This is a genomic window from Pseudalkalibacillus decolorationis, from assembly GCF_024609785.1.
GTDB lineage: Bacteria > Bacillota > Bacilli > Bacillales > Fictibacillaceae > Pseudalkalibacillus > Pseudalkalibacillus decolorationis.
In genome coordinates this window covers 1-18,590 of record NZ_JANHJQ010000019.1, presented here as the reverse complement: position 1 = coordinate 18,590, position 18,590 = coordinate 1, and the positions used below count along the sequence as shown (strand labels likewise).

Below are 18,590 nucleotides of genomic sequence, written 5' to 3'. Positions count from 1 at the left end.
TATAATGGTGCAAAAAGTAACACTCCAAGTTATCGGTATGGCATGTGGGAACTGTGTCAATTCCGTCGAAAAAGCTTTGAAAGAAATCGGGGCGTCGGGAGAGGTTAGCCTCAAGAGCAGCTCTGTTACCGTAGTTTACGATGAAAACAAATTATCACTGGGGTCTGTGAAGGATGCCATTGAAGATCTCGGGTACGATATTGCCTGATAAGTAATCTTAACCACTCTCCAGTGAAAATTAATTGGCTATAGAAACCGACTGAATACAATGTAATATGTTCATAAAAGTTTAAAGAGCCTATCATCAAAACGATGGGCTATTTTCTCTTTAGAAAAAGAAAATAGGTTTATCCCTAAAAAATACTTTGCTTTGTTGATTCCACAGAAGCCGTTATTACCTCCAACTTAAATTTTTTCCATAGCAGGTGATTTTCTTTCCATATTGAAATAGGGATAATAAATATTTTTTGTAAACGATTCGGAGGTTTTAAAATGAGTAAACTTATATCAAGTGAAAAGGGTCAACACGTAAATATCGGTGGAATTAAACTTTATTGTAAGCTATAAGGTGATGAAAATGAAGGGCCTACTTTAGTATTTGATTCTGGTTATGCTTGGTCATTAGATAATTGGAACTCCATTAAAGATGAAATTTCAGAGTTTGCTAGGATGTTCATGTATGACCGGACAGGTGTAGGAAAGAGTAAAACGGGTCAAAGGAACCGTTATAGTAAACAGGCGGTCGAAAATTTGCATACATTGCTGCAAAATGCAAATGTTGAACCACCTTATGTATTAGTTGGACACTCTTTTGGAGGATTGAATGTAAGGCTGTTCGCAAATACTTATCCAGAAGAAGTGGTCGGAGTGATTTTACTAGATTCTTGTCACGAAGACCAACATAAAGTATTACCGTCACTATTTACGGATGAAGTTCGTGAAGATTATATCAATGGATTTGGTGCTGAAGGTTCTGTTAGTAAGTTTGAAGAAAGTCTTGAACAAGTTCGAGCATCTGGACCTCTTGGGAAAATTCCGCTCTTTGTAGTTACAGGTGGTAATCAGGAACATCACACGAAGGAATCTATGAATGGCTGGATGTTATTTCAAAAGGATCTTACAACGCTATCGACCAACAGCAAACATATAGTCGTTGAAGATGCCGGACATGCCATCCACATCGATTCCCCAGCAGTTGTTATAAACTTGATAAAAGACATGCTTGAGATGATTAAAAGTTGACAGAAGTATAAAACGTAGATAGCGAGGATACGAATGTATAGATATTTCAATGGTTTAACGCCATTTTTTATAATTTATCGAGAAAAAATCTTTAAACTAAAGTGGAACTAAAAATTCTTTTTAAGTTATTTAATATAAAGAGAGGGGCACCAACATGGATCATTATTATTTATTTGTAATAACAACCTTGATGATCGCGCTTACTCCTGGTGCTGATACAGTATTAGTTACTAAAAATACTCTGATTCAGGGGAAAGGAGTAGGTTTTAAAACTGTTGTTGGAATATGTGCAGGTATTGCAATTCATATACTCATTGCAGTTCTTGGTTTATCTGCTATAATTGCTAACTCTGTTTTGCTTTTTAAGATTATTAAATATGTAGGAGCCGGATTTCTTATTTTGATGGGGATCGTTACACTTTTTTCGAAGAGGCCAAACTTAGCTTCGGATAACACCACTACGGAGAAAAGACTTAAAGGTTCTTATTTCTTGCAAGGAATGTTCTCAAATGTATTTAATCCTAAAGCTGTTGTATTTTTTATGTCATTCTTACCACAATTTATCGTACCCGAGGAGCATACTTTATTACAGATGATTATCATAGGGGTAACACCAGTTTTAATAACTTTAATATGGTTGTTTTGCTATGTTAATTTGATTAATCACATTCGAGTTTGGTTCAATAAGCCATTCTTTCTTTATGCATTTCAACGATTAACAGGATTTATATTGATAACTCTGGGAATGAAATTAGCTTTTGAAAAGAGATAATTCAAGAAACTAGTTTGTTAAACTAAGAACGTTTGAACAAACGATCTTGAACCTTGAGAAGTTAGCTATCAATCAAATAAAATAAATCATTTCCTACTTATTATATATGAGTGCGATTCATGGATGTTATTAAGAAGATTCATTTTACTCATCTATATAAACATGATTAAATTGAACTATACTATAAAATTATCATTATTTTCCAAGGTGGGGAAAACAAGTGGAGAAGAGAGTTCAATTTGATTTCGAGGTTAAGTTTACAAATGGCGGTGGGATCCAAGGTCAAGAATTTCGTCTTGATATTCCCCAGGATGATATTTCTGATCAGGAGTTAGCGGATTATATTGTTGAGGATATGAGGCTTCTAATGGCTGGGAAAGTTCGAATCTTGAATAAGAAGATCATCACGGAAAAACATAAACGAAAGCCAATAAACCTAGAGTTAAAAGGAAGAAAATTTGTAGACTTAAGCCACACGATAGAAAACGGTTTGGTTTCCTACAAAGGATTACCTGCCCCTTTGATTTGTGACTATATGAGCAGAGAAGAGTCGCGTCATTTATATGATGAAGGTACTGAGTTTCGAATTGCAAAGATTGAAATGGTCGGCAACACCGGAACATATTTAGATTGTCCCTTTCACAGATATGAACAAGGAAAAGACTTATCTGAAATGAGTATACAACAGCTAACTGACTTAGATGGCATTGTAATAAGGGTAGATTCACAGGTATCACGATCGATTGATGTAGATTGTTTTAAAGGAAAGGAAATTAGAGGTAAGGCTGTGCTGGTGAATACGGGTTGGGATCAATTTTGGAACAGCGACATGTACTTTGAAAATCATCCTTATCTTACTGAAGGTGCAGCTCGGTATCTGATAGACTGCGAGGTGAAGCTTGTAGGAATTGACTCAATGAATATGGATGATACAACACGTAAACAAAGACCAGTCCATTCATTACTCCTTGCTGAAGAAATTCCAATTGTAGAACATTTATGCAAGCTGGACCAACTGCCAGAAACCGGCTTTACTTTTACAGCATTACCGCCCAAGTTTAAAGGAACTGGAACCTTTCCAGTCAGAGCCATGGCGAAGATTGAACTATAAATTTTTATAAGGACTTACAATTCTGATTTTAATTCATTATAAAGGGTCACATAATTGATGAAGGAGAGATATTGATGGCGAATGATTTCTGGATTAATCTTCCTGTAAAAGATCTGAATCAGTCAAAGGAATTTTTCAGAGAAGTTGGATTTACTGTTAATCCACAAGGAGAATCAGTTCAAATTAGTATTGGAAATACGAATGTTATGCTTTTCCCTGAGTCCACTTTCAAAGAGTTTGCTGGAAATGAAATAGCAGATCCGAAGCAGGCATCGGAAGTATTGTTTTCGGTTGGTGCAGGCAGCAGAGAAGAAGTAGATGAGTTAGTACAAAAAGCGGCAAATGCAGGCGGCACCATCTACAGTGAACCTAGAGAAAGCTATGGTTGGATGTACGGTGCTGGTTTCATTGATTTAGATGGTCACCGATGGAATGTGCTGTTTATGGATATGACAAAAATGCCGAAGCAATAAGAAACGGTATCTTGAAACGAACACATTAAATGTTAATCAAGATCGAGCAGACAGTATTGGAATAGGACTCCATTACTGTCTGTTTGTTGAGTTTTCAAACGATTTGAAATTTTTGGAGGGATTAATTGTAAAAAAAGAGAATGTAATATAATGCCAGAGTATGATTTTCTTAACGTTTTTAAAATTAAAAAATGATATAGGAGTGAAATGACATGCAAAACCTTCAGTATGAAATTGTACATATACCTGCATACCGAGGAATCGGATTAAAATGGGACGGCCTATATACTGACGTTAGTAGTTTGAAAGAACTTATTCACACGATGAGTGATAGAGTAGGGGAGTTAGAACATGTTGTCAATCCAGAGGTTCAATTAGGGTTGTCCTATCATCTGCGGCCTGAAGGGTTTGTTCATTACTCGGTGTATGAAGTCCGAGATGAGCAACAGCTTCCAGAAGGTATGGTAGAAATCAATGTTCCAGAAATGACCTACTTGAAGACACATCACAACAAAGGCGAAAACATCGGTGAAACGTACTTTAAAATCCATCAATGGGTGAAAGAAAATGACTATGAGCCTTATAAAGAAACAGGTATAGATTATTACGATGATTTACCGATCAAACACGAAAGGTACCCGCATGACCGTGATTTAAAGGATCCTCATTTTGATATTCTAATTCCTGTTGTGAAGAAAAAATAGTTTGTATGGTTTAACTTTAGAAGGAGTTGCATATGCTTAAGAATCGTTCTTACTTTTTATATTTAAATGGGTCCGTTATTTCGGCGATCGGAATTGAAATACACTTTATCGCCATCTCATGGTTAATATTGGAAATAACGAATTCAACTACAAAAGTCGGGATTACGCTTGCCATCAGCTTGCTTCCTTTAATGTTCCTGGCTTCTTTCGGTGGGATCATTGCCGATCAATATGACCGTAGGATTGTGAATCGTTCATGTATTATATTTTCAACTTTTCAATGGCTGCTCCTCAATAATTCATGGACGTCCTCGGGTAGAGCGGCGCTGCCAAGATCGACCACCTCACTCCGTTGAACTTTATCGATCGCAAACCGGCCTCCCTGGGCTACTAACACTTGTCCCGTTCCTGTATAATTTTGTGATGCTAGAAGCGCATCTCCAGGAGCAATAGATTCAGGTGTCAACTCACCCGGACCCACCTCTGCACGGAATATACGGGTTGCTGCTACTGTACTGCAATACCATGGGGCTCTCCTTCGCTTGCTAAAGCATTCATAAGCCCAAACTGAGCACCTTTTCTTAGACTGTAGGCTGTAACATCAGCTCCGGGAATAGCTCGAAAGGCGAAACCTGTGACCTAGGGAATGAAGAGGACCTTCATTGAAAGTTAAACAATTGCACATAAAAAATAAAAACCAGAGAAAATCGTTCCCTGGTTTATTACTTTGTATCATCCTTGCGTTCCACTCCAGGCTTGGATTTTAATTCGTAATGTGAGGTTAACTCCTTGGCAAGCTCAACATCTTCATTATTCTGGACAATGTCCTTTTTCGGCGTTTGCGGCAATGTTTTTGAATTCTTATCATTCGCTGGGTGTGAATGCTTATGTCCTCGTCCATAGTAAATCTCCTTTCGATACTAAGTATTTCTAAATAATATGGATCAGTCTTACAAAATTTATTCGTGAGGGTAATTTTAACTTCTCTAATGGTCGATAGGTACAAATCAAAATCATAATGTGGTATTTGTTATGATCGATTTAAACTATTGAGAAGAAGAGAGGTTACAGTACTGTACATTTGAGGACGTTAGATTGTCTTAAGGAAAATTTAGATTAGATTTGAGGAACTTGATGTATGAAAAATCAAGAGATTTATAAAATTTGTTAACAGTAATCCGTGGAGGAAGGAAATCAAACAAACAAACAGAATTACTCTTGTAGTGAAATTAACATACGGCATCAATACTTCGGACTGTTTATTTTATAATTAAAAAATAGGAGGAAGGTTTATGTCTGAAAACAAAGTGACAAACAAGCTCACAACGAAAGTAGAAGGTCGAGATCTCGTAATTGAGCGCATTCTTGACGCACCGCGGGAATTGGTATTTAAAATGTTTTCCGAGCCAGACCATTTGGCTCGATGGTGGGGGCCGAAAGGATGGCAAACAGAGAATCGTAAATTTGAGTTCAAGCCTAACGGTGAATGGCATTATTGCATGGAGTGTATTGATAAGAATCAAGGAGAATATTACGGACAAAAATCTTGGGGAAAAGCGGTATACCAAGAAATTATCACCCCTGAGAAAATTGTCTATACGGATGCGTTTTCAGATGAAGAAGGGAATATATCGGACAATATGCCAGTGATGCTGATAACGGTGATGTTTGAAGAATTCGAAGGAAAGACGAAGCTCATATCGCGTACCCAATTTGCGTCAGTCGAGAATCTTCAGCAAGTAATGGATATGGGTGTGGTTGAAGGGTTCAGCTCACAACTTGAGCGACTTGATGACGTCCTTAAAGAGATGCAGTAAGAACGGTATTAAAAGAAAATGGTCGCACCTAAACAGGGCGCTTGCGCTTTTCTTACACGTTAAGAAAGTATAAAAAATACTTTCTATAGTATAAGCGCAACTAAGGCGATCGCCTGCGCTAAGGTTTGGCGCTAGCCAAGTTTTCTTTATAGACTGTATAATTATGATCCTTGAATTCTGGAAGGATTGTAACGGCAATTGTTCGAATGGGGGCTATTATTGGAAGGAATCAATTGTAACAATTTAAAAGTTATGGTAAAGTGAATGAAAATTAGAGGTGAAACTAATGCTTCCACTAACAAAGTATGTAACCTTCTCCAAATTACATCATCATATCAGCTAGCCTTGCTATAGATTTTTAAAAATCTTAAATAGGAAGGCTATTTCTAATAAACCGCATTTGTTTAAGTTTAACACTTAAATCGAGTGCGGTTTTTTATTTCTTTTATAAAAATTGGAGGTAATGAGAATGAAGAAAATGAATTATCAAAATGTAAAGGGAACTCAAGATTACTTGCCAGAAGCAGAGATTGTTAGAAGAAAAGTCAAACGAACCCTGGAAGATATTTTTATTCTATATGGCTGCAAACCACTAGAGACACCAATTTTAAACTATACAAGTCTTCTCGCTTCAAAATATGGAGGCGGAGCAGAAATCTTAGAAGAGATGTACACACTATCCGACAGAGGAGAAAGAGACTTGGCACTCCGCTACGACCTTACAATCCCATTCGCTAAAGTCGTTGCAATGAACCCGAAACTTAAAATGCCGTTTAAGAGGTATGAGATTGGGAAGGTTTTCCGAGACGGTCCCATAAAAACAGGAAGATTTCGCGAGTTTACTCAGTGTGATGTGGATATTGTGGGAGTGAAATCTCAAATCGCTGAAGCAGAATTAATGGTAATGGCATTAGATGCATTCAAGGCATTAGAACTAAATATCACGATTCAATATAATAATCGAAACTTACTTGTCGGAATGCTGAAATTGTTTGAAACCCCGACTGAAAAGATTAACGAGGTAGTCCTACTGTTAGACAAAGTAGAGAAAGTAGGAATAGAGGCTGTCTCTTCAGAGCTTATTGAAAAGGGACTATTTGTCAAGGTAGCAGATGACATTAGACAGTTCGTAATGAACCCAGATAACCGTACATTAGACTATTTTGAAAACCTACTGACCAAAAATGATGAAATTGAACAAGGTTTAGAAGAACTAAAGGAATTAAGGGAATTCTTAGAAGTTCTTGGTGCCGATGAAAAGTGTGTATTCAATCCTTTTTTGGCTAGGGGCTTAGAAATTTATACCGGTACGATTTATGAAATCTTTCTTACCAATAAAGCTATTACATCTAGCATCGGTAGTGGAGGAAGGTATGATAATGCTATCGGGGGATTGATGGGGAGCAGCCAAACCTTTTCGACTGTAGGTATATCATTTGGGTTAGATGTTATTTATACTGCCTTTGAGGTAACAGCTAAAGGTTCTTTAGATAGCTCAGAAATTGACTATTACATTATTCCGGTAAATACCCTAAAAGAGTCTCTATTAGTGGCTAAACAGCTAAGAGATCAAGGTAAAAAGATCGAACTTGAAATGACCAATAAAAGATTAGGAAAAGCTTTAGAACGAGCAAATAAAGTGAACGTGAATAACGTTATAATCATCGGTGAAACCGAAGTGAAAAATAATCAAATTAAAATTAAAAACATGTTCACTGGAGAAGAACGGATGCAAGCCTTCGTGTTTAGTAAAAAGTGAGCTGCTATTTATCATAGATATAGAAAGAAGTAAAAATTGGATTTTAAACACTACATTCCTCATTTGTTGCATTCGTGTATAAATTAATTGAAACGTAATTGATATGTATTTCGTAAAGAAAAGTAGTAATTTTAAAGTCATAATGTTCTCCTTATAAACTCGTAAAATCTCAAACATTTAACATTTTTTCGAATTAATTCTTTTCCTTGTATTGATGTCAATCGGTTTGGGAAATATCGCATTGATCTAAACCTTAAACCACCTAAACTTACATTTGAAGTACCTCTAGCAAGAGAAAAAAGTATGGCCTTAACAAAATGAAAGAGTGATTTAAATGTTAGATATTCACTGGATGATGAACCGTAGAGATTCAAGATGGTGGGAGGGAAACTCATGGGAGATTTACAATAAGCTTCGTGATGATATGTATGCTACGATAGATTTTTTAAAAACATGTTCAGCTCAACATGAAAGACGAAGCTGGAAACTGGCAAAAGCGCATTTTCTGTTGTTGAAATAACGGGCCTGATAAATTAAAGAAGAAAAAAGCCATCAATTCCATTTCACAAGAATGTAGGCTTTTTGATATATGGCAAAGTGGATCAGTGTTTACTGTATCGTTACCTTACCCTACGACAGTAACCCAGTTACTCCCCCGTTTGGATTATTTTTTTAATTTTGTACACAATGAACATTAATAAGGGAAAAAAAAGTCCAAATGGCAAAGAGTAAGATGTCCAGAATTCAGCTTGTTTATTAGACTCAACTATATTTTCATTTACCACAAGAGCTAAAACTATTGTGATCATCCCCAGAGGGTAAGTTAGAAAACGATAGTCTTTTAGTTTCAACACTTGGGAAAGGCTCAAAACGGATACATAAAAATAAATTGTTATCTTGAAATACATAGTAACGAACCAAATAAAAGCCATAACTGCTTCTATTCGTTGCAAAAAGTCACCCACGTTTATTTTTCTCGCTAAAACATAACTTGCAAATTGATGCCTCTCTGTGCTATCCGTGCCGAGAACCAAAATACTTAAAGAAGTAACCAGTATTAAAACGGTTCCACCGATTAGTGTTCCAAACAGAAATGATTTTTTGGCTTCTTTTGTTTGGTTGACATAAGGAAATAACATCAACAATGACACTAGTTGTAAGTAAGGACTGCCAAGGGAATGTAAAGCAACTCCTATTACAGGTTTCATTCCTTCTTCAAGTACAGGCTGTATACTTTGAAACTCAATTTGAGGGGAAAGTGAAATAATTAAAATCAGAACAAGCATCACGACTAAAGGAAAGAAAATCTCTGATGCTCGTGAAAAGGGTTCAAGTCCAATACGTACTCCCATTATAACAACCATGAAAAACAGAATATGAATAGCTGTTATGGGTGTTTCCGGCATAATTTGTGTAGTCATAAAATCACCGATTTGTCGAACGAAATTAGCAGTACTAAGAAAAAAATAAGTAAAATACATGAGCGAAACGACTCTTCCAAGCCACTTCCCTAATATTTTCTCGCTATATTCTATTATGGTCATATTCGGAAAACAACTTCCTAGTGCATTATACAATAACACTAACAATAACCCTATCCCTACTACGAGTATATTTGCAATCCAAGCATCTTGTTTAGCACCGTGAACAAGCCCTGAAGGTACATACAAAATACTGCCGCCGATAATAAAAAAGGTGACTAAAACTGTAAATTGACTGGTTGAAATCTTACCATTTTCAAGCATCGTATTTACCCTCTTTAATAGAAATATGGTTATTATCAGCTTTTCCATTAATTAAATAATGTATCCATTTTCTTTAGCACGGGTTGGAATAGTTGAAGCAATAAAGGAAAAAGTATGGCTATTCTGATATCAATCAGAAATTGACTTTTTTCATTTAAAATGTTGTGGATTTCTAAGTGAATCAATAAATTAAAAATCGTTGCCATGAAGGGTAAAAAAATATACAGATAAACATCCAGAAATGAATCATGCTATTGAATTACGTAAAACCACCGATAAAACCGTAAAGGAGATATGCTCGATAACAGGGGTCAGTCAGGCTGCGTTTTATCGCAAGCTAAAGGAAATGGAAAAAGATAATTCTTAACAATTGGAAATTTCAGCACATGTGGCCCCTCATTCCTCGAATCGTTTCCGTACCCCTTCTACTGCTTTTACCACTTAACTTGTATCGTGAAGGCTTACCCTTGATTGTTTCAAACTTTACTTGTTCACCACACTATTGATATATATCAACAAATGTAATAGACCGAATCACTATGCGATTTGGTCTTAAAATTGATATGTTATTTCTATAGTTTCTCCACAAAAACTGAACTACATAAAGTAAAAAGGATGCTCTTTTAAATTGGAATTTTGCAAAAAATGGATTTCAAAAAATTATCACTAAGGATACAAGTTTTTTCATACTACCCATATCTTTTATCAAAGGAAATTTGTTATATAAATAGAAAGATATTTTTACAGGTTTTCAAATGGGAATGGGGGAAAACGATGAAGATTCTAATAGTAGGTGGTACTCGCTTTTTAGGAAGAGCTTTGGTAGAAGAGGCCTTGAAAAGAGGACACGAAATTACCTTATTTAACCGTGGTACTAATCAAGAGGCGTTTCCTGAAGTCGAACAGCTGATCGGCAACAGGGACAGTGATGTATCAGTTCTGGCAAATCGAAAATGGGACATAGTAATGGATACATGCGGATTTGCTCCTCATCAAATCAAAAAAATTGCAGATGTACTTGGGGATAACATCGAGCATTATACATTCATTTCAAGCATCTCTGTTTATAAAGATTGGATTCCGCTTAATATAACGGAAGATTACCATTTACAATCCATGCTGCCGGATGACAAATTGAAAGACGTTGAGGCGGGGAAAATTTCTCCTTATGAATATTACGGCGAGTTGAAAGTACTATCTGAAGCAGAAGCGGAGAAACATTGGCCTGGGCGTGTTTTGCACATTAGAGCTGGGCTGCTTGTCGGACCGTTTGACTATACGGATCGGCTCCCGTACTGGGTTCAACGTGTCGCTCAAGGTGGCAAAGTATTAGTGCCGGGACCTTCAAATCGACCTGTCCAATTGATTGACGTAAAAGATGTTGCTGCATGGGCGCTCATTATGGCTGAAAATAAAACAGCAGGTACGTTCAATGTAACAGGTCCGAACGATATATTGACGATAGAAGAGCTATTGAACACCTGTAAAGCTGTTACAAACAGCGATTCCGAATTTGTGTGGGCAGAAGAACAGTTCATGTTGGAGCACAAAGTACAGCCATGGACGGATATGCCATTATGGATACCTGAATACTTCCCGCTAGAGGGAGAAACAGAAGCGTGGAAAGGGTCTTTTTCCATCAGTGTTGAAAAAGCAGTTAACGCTGGTCTTTCCTTTCGACCTCTTGAAGATACGATTTATGATGTTTATCAATGGGAGAAAGAGAGACAGGATACAGAACGAAAAGCAGGAATAGCGCAGGAAAGAGAGCAGGTTCTGCTGGACACTTGGTTCCAAAAAAAGAAAAAGGAGACATTGTGATGGGGTTATTACCCTCGCCCATCAAACTAAGGGGAAATTTTCCTTCCAACTTATCATTTCCAGTAATCGCGCGTATAGTTGATAATACGGACAGAAAGTGATCAAACTTTTTTACACGTGTAGAAAGTATAAAAATACTTTCTATAGTATAAGTGCAACTAAGGCGATCGTCCGCGCTAAGGCTTGGCGCTAGTCAAGTTTTCTTTATAAAAATGGTTCCTTGTAAAACATTTCAAGAGCCTGTTTGATCAATCCTTTTTCAATAACAGGCTCTTATTTTTGCTAAATCCTCAAAAATTAAAGTAAATTTAATATTCGGAAAATTATCGTTAGTTCAAATTACTATCTACACGACTATCAACAGCCTCCGGTTCCTTTGTAGAAGCTGTTTCATCGAAAACAAACATTGGCGTTGGTTTTTTAAACATTTTTGTAATATGAAGCAAGAATGCAAAGCCAATGATATTCCAAGTAACCCCTAAAATCAATGCTTGTACATCCATGTTGTACCACATAATCGCTAGAAAACTAATGCCTATTAATGGTGAAATTAAATACAACACGGTATCTTTTGAAGACCTTCTCTTATTTTGAACATAGTAATACACAATTACCGATAAATTAACAAATGTAAAAGCTGTAAATGCACCAAAACTTATAAATGATGCAGCTGTAACGAGATCGAAAAATACAGCAGTTAAAGCAATAAATCCGGATATTAGTATATTGTTAATAGGAACACCAGACTTTGGCGAAACATATCCAAAGATTTTTCGCGGTAGAACGTTGTCCCTTCCCATTGCATATAGTAGACGGGAAATACTCAATTGGGCAGCAATACCACCTGAAATATTACTGGAAATGATAACGCCCAAAAAAATCGAAGCAAACAACATACCTCCAATTTGGGGCGCTATTTCAGCTGCTGCCGCTTCTGGATCTGAAAATATCGTAACATCGGGATAATGAACTTGCATGAAATACGTAATTATCGAATAAGACAGACCTATATATAAGGCTAAAGCTATCATAGCTCTCGGAATCGTTTTAGTAGGGTTAATTGTTTCTTCAGCCAGTGTACTCATGGCGTCAAATCCAATAAATGAATAAGCTAGAATAGTGACTCCAGATAGTACAGTTGAAAAAGTTAGATTTGCTGAATAAAGCGGTTCTAATGAAAATACATGTCCAGAACTATCACTAATGATAATTCCCCGAATGAGTAGTGCAACGAAAACAGCAGAAATTAATATTTGTAAGAAAACAAAGACTGTACTAAGTGATAAAGCAACTCTAATATTGAATAAATTAGCTGTACTAATGATCAAGATTGGTAATACTACCCATAACCATTCGGGTATCCCAGGAAAATAAGCTGCCATATAAATTTTTATAGCTAAAGCATAAAGCATAGGTAGGAAAAGATAGTCACATAAAGAAGACCATCCGACAAGAAATCCAACATTTGGATGAAATGTCTTTTGTACATAAGTGTAGGCTGAACCTGCACTTGGAAAGGCCTTAACCATATGAACATAGCTGAAGACCGTAAAAAGGATTGCAAACATTGCAAAGATATATACTAGAGGAACGTGTCCCTTAGTAGCAAGGGACGCGATTCCAAAAGTGTCAAATACCGTTGAAGGTGTTAAAAGAGCTAGACCAAGGACAAAAACATGGATAAGTTTTAACCGTCTTTTTAACTTATTCATTTTTCTTAAAACCCTCCAATGCTTTCAAGACTAAACCATGAAAGTGATGGACCCCATGCTCACTAATAGAAGTATGGCCATTATCCACTACATATCGGCCATCTACATATCCTTTTGAATGAAGTCCACGCTGAACACTTTCTACTAATGCAATATCTTCTGGTGTTAACACTTTATCTTGATATTCAATATTCGCCCAACCTTCTGCAGATGGTTCCTTCGTTAAATAATAAAATTCCAAATGTTCGATAGTGTTCTCTGGCCCATCAGGTTCAATATACATGATAATTAACCCTGTTTCACCTGGCATAATGTCGATAGCCAAAGTTGGCCATAACCAATAAGATAAATAGGTTTCGACATCTTCATTACTAGTTTCATTATTCACATTGCAATTCAATGTTTGTTTTCCTTTACTCGTTTGTGAGATATAATACTCATCTGCATTGATTTTGTAACTTTTCATATCTACTAACTCGACAAACTGAGGGTGTGCTACTTGACAGTGATTGCATTCAAGATAATTGTCAACAACATTTTTCCAGTTCGCTTTAATATCATATTTTATACGATGAGACAAGGTCAGTTGATCCAACTTCGGAATGTTAGCACGAATTTCGCCTTCTAATCCAGGCATCATTTCCCGTAATGACTTTGCATTAGGATCAAGATTAACAAAGATAAAATTTAAAAACACTTCCACTCGAACTGCGGTTAAACAGGCTTCATTGTTATCAAAGTTTTGTATTTGATCAACTGCACGACCTCGATTAAACTGACCATCAAGGTGAAAAGTCCATGCATGATAAGGACAGGAAATAATTGATTTTTTCCCTTCACCTTCAACCAATTCATGTCCTCGATGCGGGCATACATTATAGAAACCTCTAATGGTTTTATCTGCACCTTTAATGATCATGATATTTTGATCAAAAATTTGAAAGGTGAAATATTCACCAGGTTCGGAAACCTTTTCAATATGCCCTGCAAAAATCCAATTTTTACAAAAAACCTTTTCTTTTTCCATATTAAAAATTGCTTCGTTCGTATAATAAGATGACGGTAATGTATACGATTGTTGTGCATCAGCTTTGTAACGATGATTTAGTTTGACATCCATGATTATTCCACCCCTTTGATCAATTTTTACTATAAGAGGTTGTTCAAAAAGTCCGGTAAAAATAGCTGTCGAATTTCTTCGTTGCTCGGTCTCTTCGGTCCTCACGTATTAATAGCATACGTTCCGGTCCTCGAGACTTTTCGCGCCTCGAACTTCTCGGCTCTTTTTATCCTCCTTTTTGAACACGCTCTATAATGTGTATTATTAATTTTTAAACCAACCAACTGGTTCAACAGCTAGATTAATATTGATTTGCTTAACTTCCTGGAAATCTTCTAAACCGTAAGTGCCTAGGCTTCGTCCGATACCACTTTGCTTATATCCTCCCCAAGGTGCTTCATTGAAAGTTGGATGATACGTGTTTACCCATGTAATACCAGCACGTACTTTCTTAATAACACGTAATGCTTTTGCACCATCTTGAGAGAATACCGCACCTGCAAGCCCAAAATCTGTATCATTTGCAAGTTTAATTGCTTCCTCTTCCTCTTTAAATTTTTGAATGACAACGACTGGACCAAAAATTTCTTCTTGAACGATACGCATATCAGAAGTTACATTTGTAAAGATCGTTGGCTCGATAAAGTACCCTTTATCCATTCCGTTTTTGGTGAGTCGATTGCCGCCAAGTGCCAATGTTGCTCCTTCTTGTTTACCGATTTTGATGTATTTTAGAATACGATTTAATTGTTTTTCGCTAACAATCGCACCCATTTCAACGCCTTCTTGGTTTCCAGGTCCCACTTTAATATTCTTTGCTCGTTCCACTAATCGTTCCACATATTTATCATAGATATCTTCTTGAACAATGATACGACTTCCAGCGGAACATACTTGACCTGCTCCAAAGAAAATTCCAAATAAACCGTAATCTATAGCTGTTTCAAAGTCAGCATCATCAAAGATAATGTTTGGCGATTTCCCACCTAACTCTAACGAAATTTTCTTCATGTTGCCGGCAGCTGCTCGCATAACACGGCGTCCTATTTCAGTACTACCAGTAAAAGATACTACATCCACATCATTGCTTTCAGATATAGTTTGACCGACAACAGATCCTTCCCCCATTACCATGTTGACAACACCTTTAGGAATACCTGCTTCTTCCATAATTTCAAAAAGCTTTGTTGCCGTTACCGGTGTGATTTCTGCTGGTTTAAATACGATGGTATTACCTGCTGCAAGTGCCGGTGCAATTTTCCATACACTCATAAGCATTGGGAAATTCCACGGCACAATCAATCCTGCAACCCCTACTGGTTCACGAACAACCATAGCTTGTACCGGTTCAGGAACATCATATGTTTCTCCATCAGGTTTCGTAATAAGACCAGCATAGTATCGAAAGCAAGTAGCAGCGTCATTTATATCAAAGCTAGCTTCTGCTTTTGTTTTTCCATTATCCATTACTTCAAGCTTAACTAGTTCATTATGTTTTTCATCTAATTTATCCGCAATTTTAAATAGATACTTTGCACGCTCCTGAGCGGTTTTCCCTGACCATACACCGCTTTCAAATGCTTCTTTTGCAGCTTTAATTGCTTCTTCTGTGTCCTCTTTTGTCCCTCTTGGAGATTTTGCTACAATTTCTTGTGTCGCTGGATTAATAATATCTGCACTTTCTTTATTCCTGGATGATCGCCATTCCCCGTTAATATACAATTTTAAATCCATCACATTTGTTAGTACTGACATTGATTATTCCTCCTTAAAGTAATTTAATCATTAAATTCTACTCACAATAATCAATTGCAATAATCATTCCAACTTAAAAAATCCATGTATTTAGTGCATTTTTTAATAATTACAACTAGTCAAATTAATCAATTTTGACTTGATTGAATCAAATTTGATCATAAAATTGCTTATTTACTTATCATGTCAAAATTGACAACTATACTGACCAGGCGGTACAATAATGTTACAGAAAATTACGAAAATAAGAGGTGAGGAAAATGATTACAACACAAAATAAACCCACAAAAGAAAAAATTATTGAAGCAGCCTATTATTTAGTTCGATCGAAAGGGATAACGAAAATGACCATGGAAGCAGTAGCCGATAAGGCGGGAATTAGTAAGGGAGCAGTATTTTACCATTTTTCAACGAAAGAATTATTAATTGAAGCTATGGTAAAACAACTGTTTAACAATTTTGATAGTCAGCTTAATCAAGAATACGAAAATGAAGGTAAACTTGGCGGACGAACACAATCCTATTTAAAAACTACTTTTCTTATGCATGATCAAGAAGAAAACGAGCTTAGTGTAGCGCTGCTAGCTGCGCTTGTTAATAATCCTGACCTTCTAAAACCTGCAAAAGAATATTACGAAATTTGGCAGAATCAATTAGAAAATGATCAAATTAATCCTGTTATAGCCACGATCGTTCGATTAACAACAGATGGGTTATGGTTCTCAGAGCTTTTTGGTTTAGCCCCAATAGATAAAACATTACGTGATCAACTTTATGAAACTCTTTCTGAATTGATAAATTCTGCAAAAAAATAATGTTTTATCTTATTTATTGTGCAAGCTGTTTATATTTATGCTTCTTACTGAAAGAGGGGTGAATGATCATATGCAAAATTTAAATGAAAAGGTTAATTATTCTGGCAACAAAAAAGAAATTTTAGAAACAATCATTGATTTTGCATCAGATGGTATATTAGTTATCGATGATCAACACACAATAATATTTGTTAATCGAGAATTTGAACAAATCTTCGGAACACCCAAATCCAAGTTAATCGGTAGCGATTTCAAAAAAAAGGAAAGAGTTTTATTTAAAAATAATAATATTACGGATTCAGTAATTGAACATAAAAAACCGAAAATTTTTAATTATGTACATATAAATGAAATCGAAATGAGAATATCTACTATCCCACTGCATAACGCTAATCAATCTATTGAATATGTGGTGATTATGATTAGCCAAAGAGGAAAAGAAAAACAATATGAAAAAAGGCAGAGAAAATCAAACAAAGATTCAAACATTACATTTACCTCACGGGATGAGGATATGAATAAGATAATCAAGATATGTAAAAAAATTGCCCGTGTTGACACAACCGTAATGATATATGGCGAATCGGGTACTGGCAAAGGACTTTTAGCAAAATATATTCATCAAATAAGCTTAAGAGACAAGAAACCTTTTATTGTCATTAATTGTGCAGCATTACCAGAAAATTTACTAGAATCAGAGCTTTTCGGCTATACTGATGGAGCTTTTACAGGTGCTAATAAATCTGGAAAAATAGGTTTAATAGAAGCCGCCGATAATGGAACATTATTTCTCGATGAAATTGGTGAACTATCTCCCATTACCCAAGCTAAACTATTACAAGTTATACAGGATCGAGAGTTTATTCCTATTGGTGGAACAAAATCAAAGAAGGTCGATATACGTATTATTGGTGCTACCAATCGAAATTTAAGTCAAATGGTTAAGCGTAATGAATTTCGAGAGGATCTTTATTATAGATTAAATATTATTGATATAAAACTTCCACCATTACGAGATCGTAAAAATGATATTGTTCCTCTAACAAATTATTTTTTAGAAAAATACAATATTAAATTTAATGTTAAGCGTAGCTTTTCAAAAAGGGTGTATCAATTTTTTAGTGCATACACTTGGCCCGGAAACGTAAGACAATTAGAAAATCTTATAGAAAAATTGGTAATTGTTTCGGATGATGTTATTGATATGAATGATATCCCTGAAAATCTTTATCAACAAAATTGTAATCGAATGCAACAAACCATTTTTACTTCTTTTGAGAAATCATTAGAAGAATTTGAAGAGAAATTAATAACGGAAACATACAATCGATTTGAAAATTCCCGAAAAGTAGCAGAATTTCTTCAAATTAGTCAATCAAAAGCTTCAAGGTTGATTAGGAAATACTGCGAATGAATAATTCTTCATAGACTGATGTAATCAATCACATTATTTTCTCTCTAAAGCAGTTATTTTTTAAATTCCTTCGGAGTGAATAGCACTTTCTTGTGGAGAGGAAAATACCAAAAAACTTGATTATCGATTATAAAACTTGGATTTATTAGATTGTCACATTTCAAATCCAGTTTATTAAAACCATTTGCTCGAACTCCTGAGACTATAAAGAGTGGTTATTTTGTATAACAATTGCACTCGTGAATATTTCGTTTAAATAGAACCACTTTCTCGGACAAAATGAGCACTTATCACGGAAAGATAGAACCACTTTAACGGTAGGGGAACCAGTATTTTTAAACATAAACACATCTACAGTGTGGATAATGCCTCCACACTGTAGACGTAATT

The 18,590-nt window shown here is 35.8% G+C and carries 18 protein-coding genes and 3 pseudogenes; 15 read left to right on the top strand and 6 right to left on the bottom strand.

What is annotated here, in order from left to right; translation table 11 throughout:
* Nucleotides 1–4: 4 nt before the first annotated feature.
* The 8 genes and pseudogenes from NON16_RS17155 (at nucleotide 5) to NON16_RS17125 (ending at nucleotide 4,658) form a co-directional block, all read left to right on the top strand.
* Nucleotides 5–208, top strand: coding sequence for a cation transporter (locus NON16_RS17155; RefSeq protein WP_372508834.1), 204 nt, complete (start codon nucleotides 5–7; stop codon nucleotides 206–208).
* Between the two features lie 389 nt (nucleotides 209–597).
* A pseudogene (locus NON16_RS17150) lies at nucleotides 598–1,242 on the top strand (alpha/beta fold hydrolase); the annotation flags it as partial.
* 154 nt (nucleotides 1,243–1,396) lie between these two features.
* Entirely contained in the window at nucleotides 1,397–2,014 is a 618-nt protein-coding gene (locus tag NON16_RS17145) for a LysE family translocator (RefSeq protein ID WP_257350650.1), read from the top strand.
* A 220-nt stretch (nucleotides 2,015–2,234) separates the two neighbouring features.
* Nucleotides 2,235–2,444: pseudogene (locus NON16_RS25485) on the top strand (cyclase); the annotation flags it as partial.
* Nucleotides 2,445–2,504: 60 nt separating this feature from the next.
* A complete protein-coding gene (locus NON16_RS17140; RefSeq protein ID WP_372508836.1) occupies nucleotides 2,505–3,125 on the top strand; it encodes a cyclase family protein in 621 nt (206 codons plus the stop codon).
* Between the two features lie 74 nt (nucleotides 3,126–3,199).
* Nucleotides 3,200–3,598 carry a VOC family protein gene (locus NON16_RS17135; protein WP_257350648.1) on the top strand — a complete coding sequence of 133 codons (399 nt, stop codon included), beginning with the start codon at nucleotides 3,200–3,202 and terminating at the stop codon, nucleotides 3,596–3,598.
* Nucleotides 3,599–3,810: 212 nt separating this feature from the next.
* Entirely contained in the window at nucleotides 3,811–4,302 is a 492-nt protein-coding gene (locus tag NON16_RS17130; RefSeq protein ID WP_257350647.1) for a GyrI-like domain-containing protein, read from the top strand.
* Nucleotides 4,303–4,334: 32 nt separating this feature from the next.
* Complete coding sequence (locus NON16_RS17125; protein WP_257350646.1) at nucleotides 4,335–4,658, top strand: MFS transporter; 324 nt, start codon at nucleotides 4,335–4,337, stop codon at nucleotides 4,656–4,658.
* 366 nt (nucleotides 4,659–5,024) lie between these two features.
* On the opposite strand, the gene NON16_RS25710 is transcribed toward NON16_RS17125, so the two are convergent.
* Complete coding sequence (locus NON16_RS25710; RefSeq protein WP_372508835.1) at nucleotides 5,025–5,210, bottom strand: YfhD family protein; 186 nt, start codon at nucleotides 5,208–5,210, stop codon at nucleotides 5,025–5,027.
* A gap of 384 nt (nucleotides 5,211–5,594) precedes the next feature.
* Between NON16_RS25710 and NON16_RS17120 the strand changes: the two genes are divergently transcribed.
* The 3 genes from NON16_RS17120 (at nucleotide 5,595) to NON16_RS17110 (ending at nucleotide 8,398) form a co-directional block, all read left to right on the top strand.
* Nucleotides 5,595–6,119, top strand: a complete 525-nt coding sequence (locus NON16_RS17120) for an SRPBCC family protein (RefSeq protein WP_257350645.1) — start codon at nucleotides 5,595–5,597, stop codon at nucleotides 6,117–6,119.
* A gap of 469 nt (nucleotides 6,120–6,588) precedes the next feature.
* Complete coding sequence (locus tag NON16_RS17115; RefSeq protein WP_308216623.1) at nucleotides 6,589–7,878, top strand: histidine--tRNA ligase; 1,290 nt, start codon at nucleotides 6,589–6,591, stop codon at nucleotides 7,876–7,878.
* Nucleotides 7,879–8,212: 334 nt separating this feature from the next.
* Nucleotides 8,213–8,398, top strand: a complete 186-nt coding sequence (locus NON16_RS17110) for a hypothetical protein (RefSeq protein ID WP_257350644.1) — start codon at nucleotides 8,213–8,215, stop codon at nucleotides 8,396–8,398.
* Nucleotides 8,399–8,525: 127 nt separating this feature from the next.
* On the opposite strand, the gene NON16_RS17105 is transcribed toward NON16_RS17110, so the two are convergent.
* The gene (locus NON16_RS17105; RefSeq protein WP_257350643.1) at nucleotides 8,526–9,623 is read right to left on the bottom strand and encodes a GerAB/ArcD/ProY family transporter; all 1,098 of its coding nucleotides are present in this window, start codon (nucleotides 9,621–9,623) and stop codon (nucleotides 8,526–8,528) included.
* Between the two features lie 208 nt (nucleotides 9,624–9,831).
* Between NON16_RS17105 and NON16_RS17100 the strand changes: the two are divergent.
* Together NON16_RS17100 and NON16_RS17095 are read left to right on the top strand one after the other, a co-directional pair.
* Nucleotides 9,832–9,990 (top strand): annotated as a pseudogene (locus tag NON16_RS17100) (helix-turn-helix domain-containing protein); the annotation flags it as partial.
* A 407-nt stretch (nucleotides 9,991–10,397) separates the two neighbouring features.
* Nucleotides 10,398–11,444 carry an SDR family oxidoreductase gene (locus tag NON16_RS17095; protein WP_257350642.1) on the top strand — a complete coding sequence of 349 codons (1,047 nt, stop codon included), beginning with the start codon at nucleotides 10,398–10,400 and terminating at the stop codon, nucleotides 11,442–11,444.
* A 329-nt stretch (nucleotides 11,445–11,773) separates the two neighbouring features.
* On the opposite strand, the gene NON16_RS17090 is transcribed toward NON16_RS17095, so the two are convergent.
* From NON16_RS17090 to NON16_RS17080, 3 genes are all read right to left on the bottom strand, one after another.
* Complete coding sequence (locus NON16_RS17090) at nucleotides 11,774–13,156, bottom strand: APC family permease (protein WP_257350641.1); 1,383 nt, start codon at nucleotides 13,154–13,156, stop codon at nucleotides 11,774–11,776.
* Nucleotides 13,149–14,276 carry an aromatic ring-hydroxylating oxygenase subunit alpha gene (locus NON16_RS17085; protein ID WP_257350640.1) on the bottom strand — a complete coding sequence of 376 codons (1,128 nt, stop codon included), beginning with the start codon at nucleotides 14,274–14,276 and terminating at the stop codon, nucleotides 13,149–13,151. Before NON16_RS17085 ends, NON16_RS17090 begins: the two co-directional genes overlap by 8 nt.
* A 204-nt stretch (nucleotides 14,277–14,480) precedes the next feature.
* A complete protein-coding gene (locus tag NON16_RS17080; RefSeq protein WP_257350718.1) occupies nucleotides 14,481–15,953 on the bottom strand; it encodes an aldehyde dehydrogenase family protein in 1,473 nt (490 codons plus the stop codon).
* A gap of 278 nt (nucleotides 15,954–16,231) precedes the next feature.
* On the opposite strand from NON16_RS17080, the gene NON16_RS17075 reads away from it, so the two are divergent.
* Nucleotides 16,232–16,786: a TetR/AcrR family transcriptional regulator gene (locus NON16_RS17075; RefSeq protein ID WP_257350639.1), complete on the top strand. Its 555-nt coding sequence runs from the start codon at nucleotides 16,232–16,234 to the stop codon at nucleotides 16,784–16,786.
* Between the two features lie 70 nt (nucleotides 16,787–16,856).
* Nucleotides 16,857–18,200: a sigma-54 interaction domain-containing protein gene (locus NON16_RS17070; protein WP_257350638.1), complete on the top strand. Its 1,344-nt coding sequence runs from the start codon at nucleotides 16,857–16,859 to the stop codon at nucleotides 18,198–18,200.
* 202 nt (nucleotides 18,201–18,402) lie between these two features.
* Here the strand turns inward: NON16_RS17070 and NON16_RS17065 are convergent.
* A partial coding sequence (locus NON16_RS17065) for a hypothetical protein (RefSeq protein ID WP_257350637.1) occupies nucleotides 18,403–18,590 on the bottom strand: 188 nt, incomplete at its 5' end.

Coding starts and splice junctions, on each gene's coding strand:
- NON16_RS17155 (WP_372508834.1), top strand. CDS start 5: ATGGTGCAAAAAGTAACACTCCAAGTTATCGGTATGGCATGTGGGAAC.
- NON16_RS17145 (WP_257350650.1), top strand. CDS start 1,397: ATGGATCATTATTATTTATTTGTAATAACAACCTTGATGATCGCGCTT.
- NON16_RS17135 (WP_257350648.1), top strand. CDS start 3,200: ATGGCGAATGATTTCTGGATTAATCTTCCTGTAAAAGATCTGAATCAG.
- NON16_RS17130 (WP_257350647.1), top strand. CDS start 3,811: ATGCAAAACCTTCAGTATGAAATTGTACATATACCTGCATACCGAGGA.
- NON16_RS17125 (WP_257350646.1), top strand. CDS start 4,335: ATGCTTAAGAATCGTTCTTACTTTTTATATTTAAATGGGTCCGTTATT.
- NON16_RS17120 (WP_257350645.1), top strand. CDS start 5,595: ATGTCTGAAAACAAAGTGACAAACAAGCTCACAACGAAAGTAGAAGGT.
- NON16_RS17115 (WP_308216623.1), top strand. CDS start 6,589: ATGAAGAAAATGAATTATCAAAATGTAAAGGGAACTCAAGATTACTTG.
- NON16_RS17110 (WP_257350644.1), top strand. CDS start 8,213: ATGTTAGATATTCACTGGATGATGAACCGTAGAGATTCAAGATGGTGG.
- NON16_RS17105 (WP_257350643.1), bottom strand. CDS start 9,623: ATGCTTGAAAATGGTAAGATTTCAACCAGTCAATTTACAGTTTTAGTC.
- NON16_RS17095 (WP_257350642.1), top strand. CDS start 10,398: ATGAAGATTCTAATAGTAGGTGGTACTCGCTTTTTAGGAAGAGCTTTG.
- NON16_RS17090 (WP_257350641.1), bottom strand. CDS start 13,156: ATGAATAAGTTAAAAAGACGGTTAAAACTTATCCATGTTTTTGTCCTT.
- NON16_RS17085 (WP_257350640.1), bottom strand. CDS start 14,276: ATGGATGTCAAACTAAATCATCGTTACAAAGCTGATGCACAACAATCG.
- NON16_RS17075 (WP_257350639.1), top strand. CDS start 16,232: ATGATTACAACACAAAATAAACCCACAAAAGAAAAAATTATTGAAGCA.
- NON16_RS17070 (WP_257350638.1), top strand. CDS start 16,857: ATGCAAAATTTAAATGAAAAGGTTAATTATTCTGGCAACAAAAAAGAA.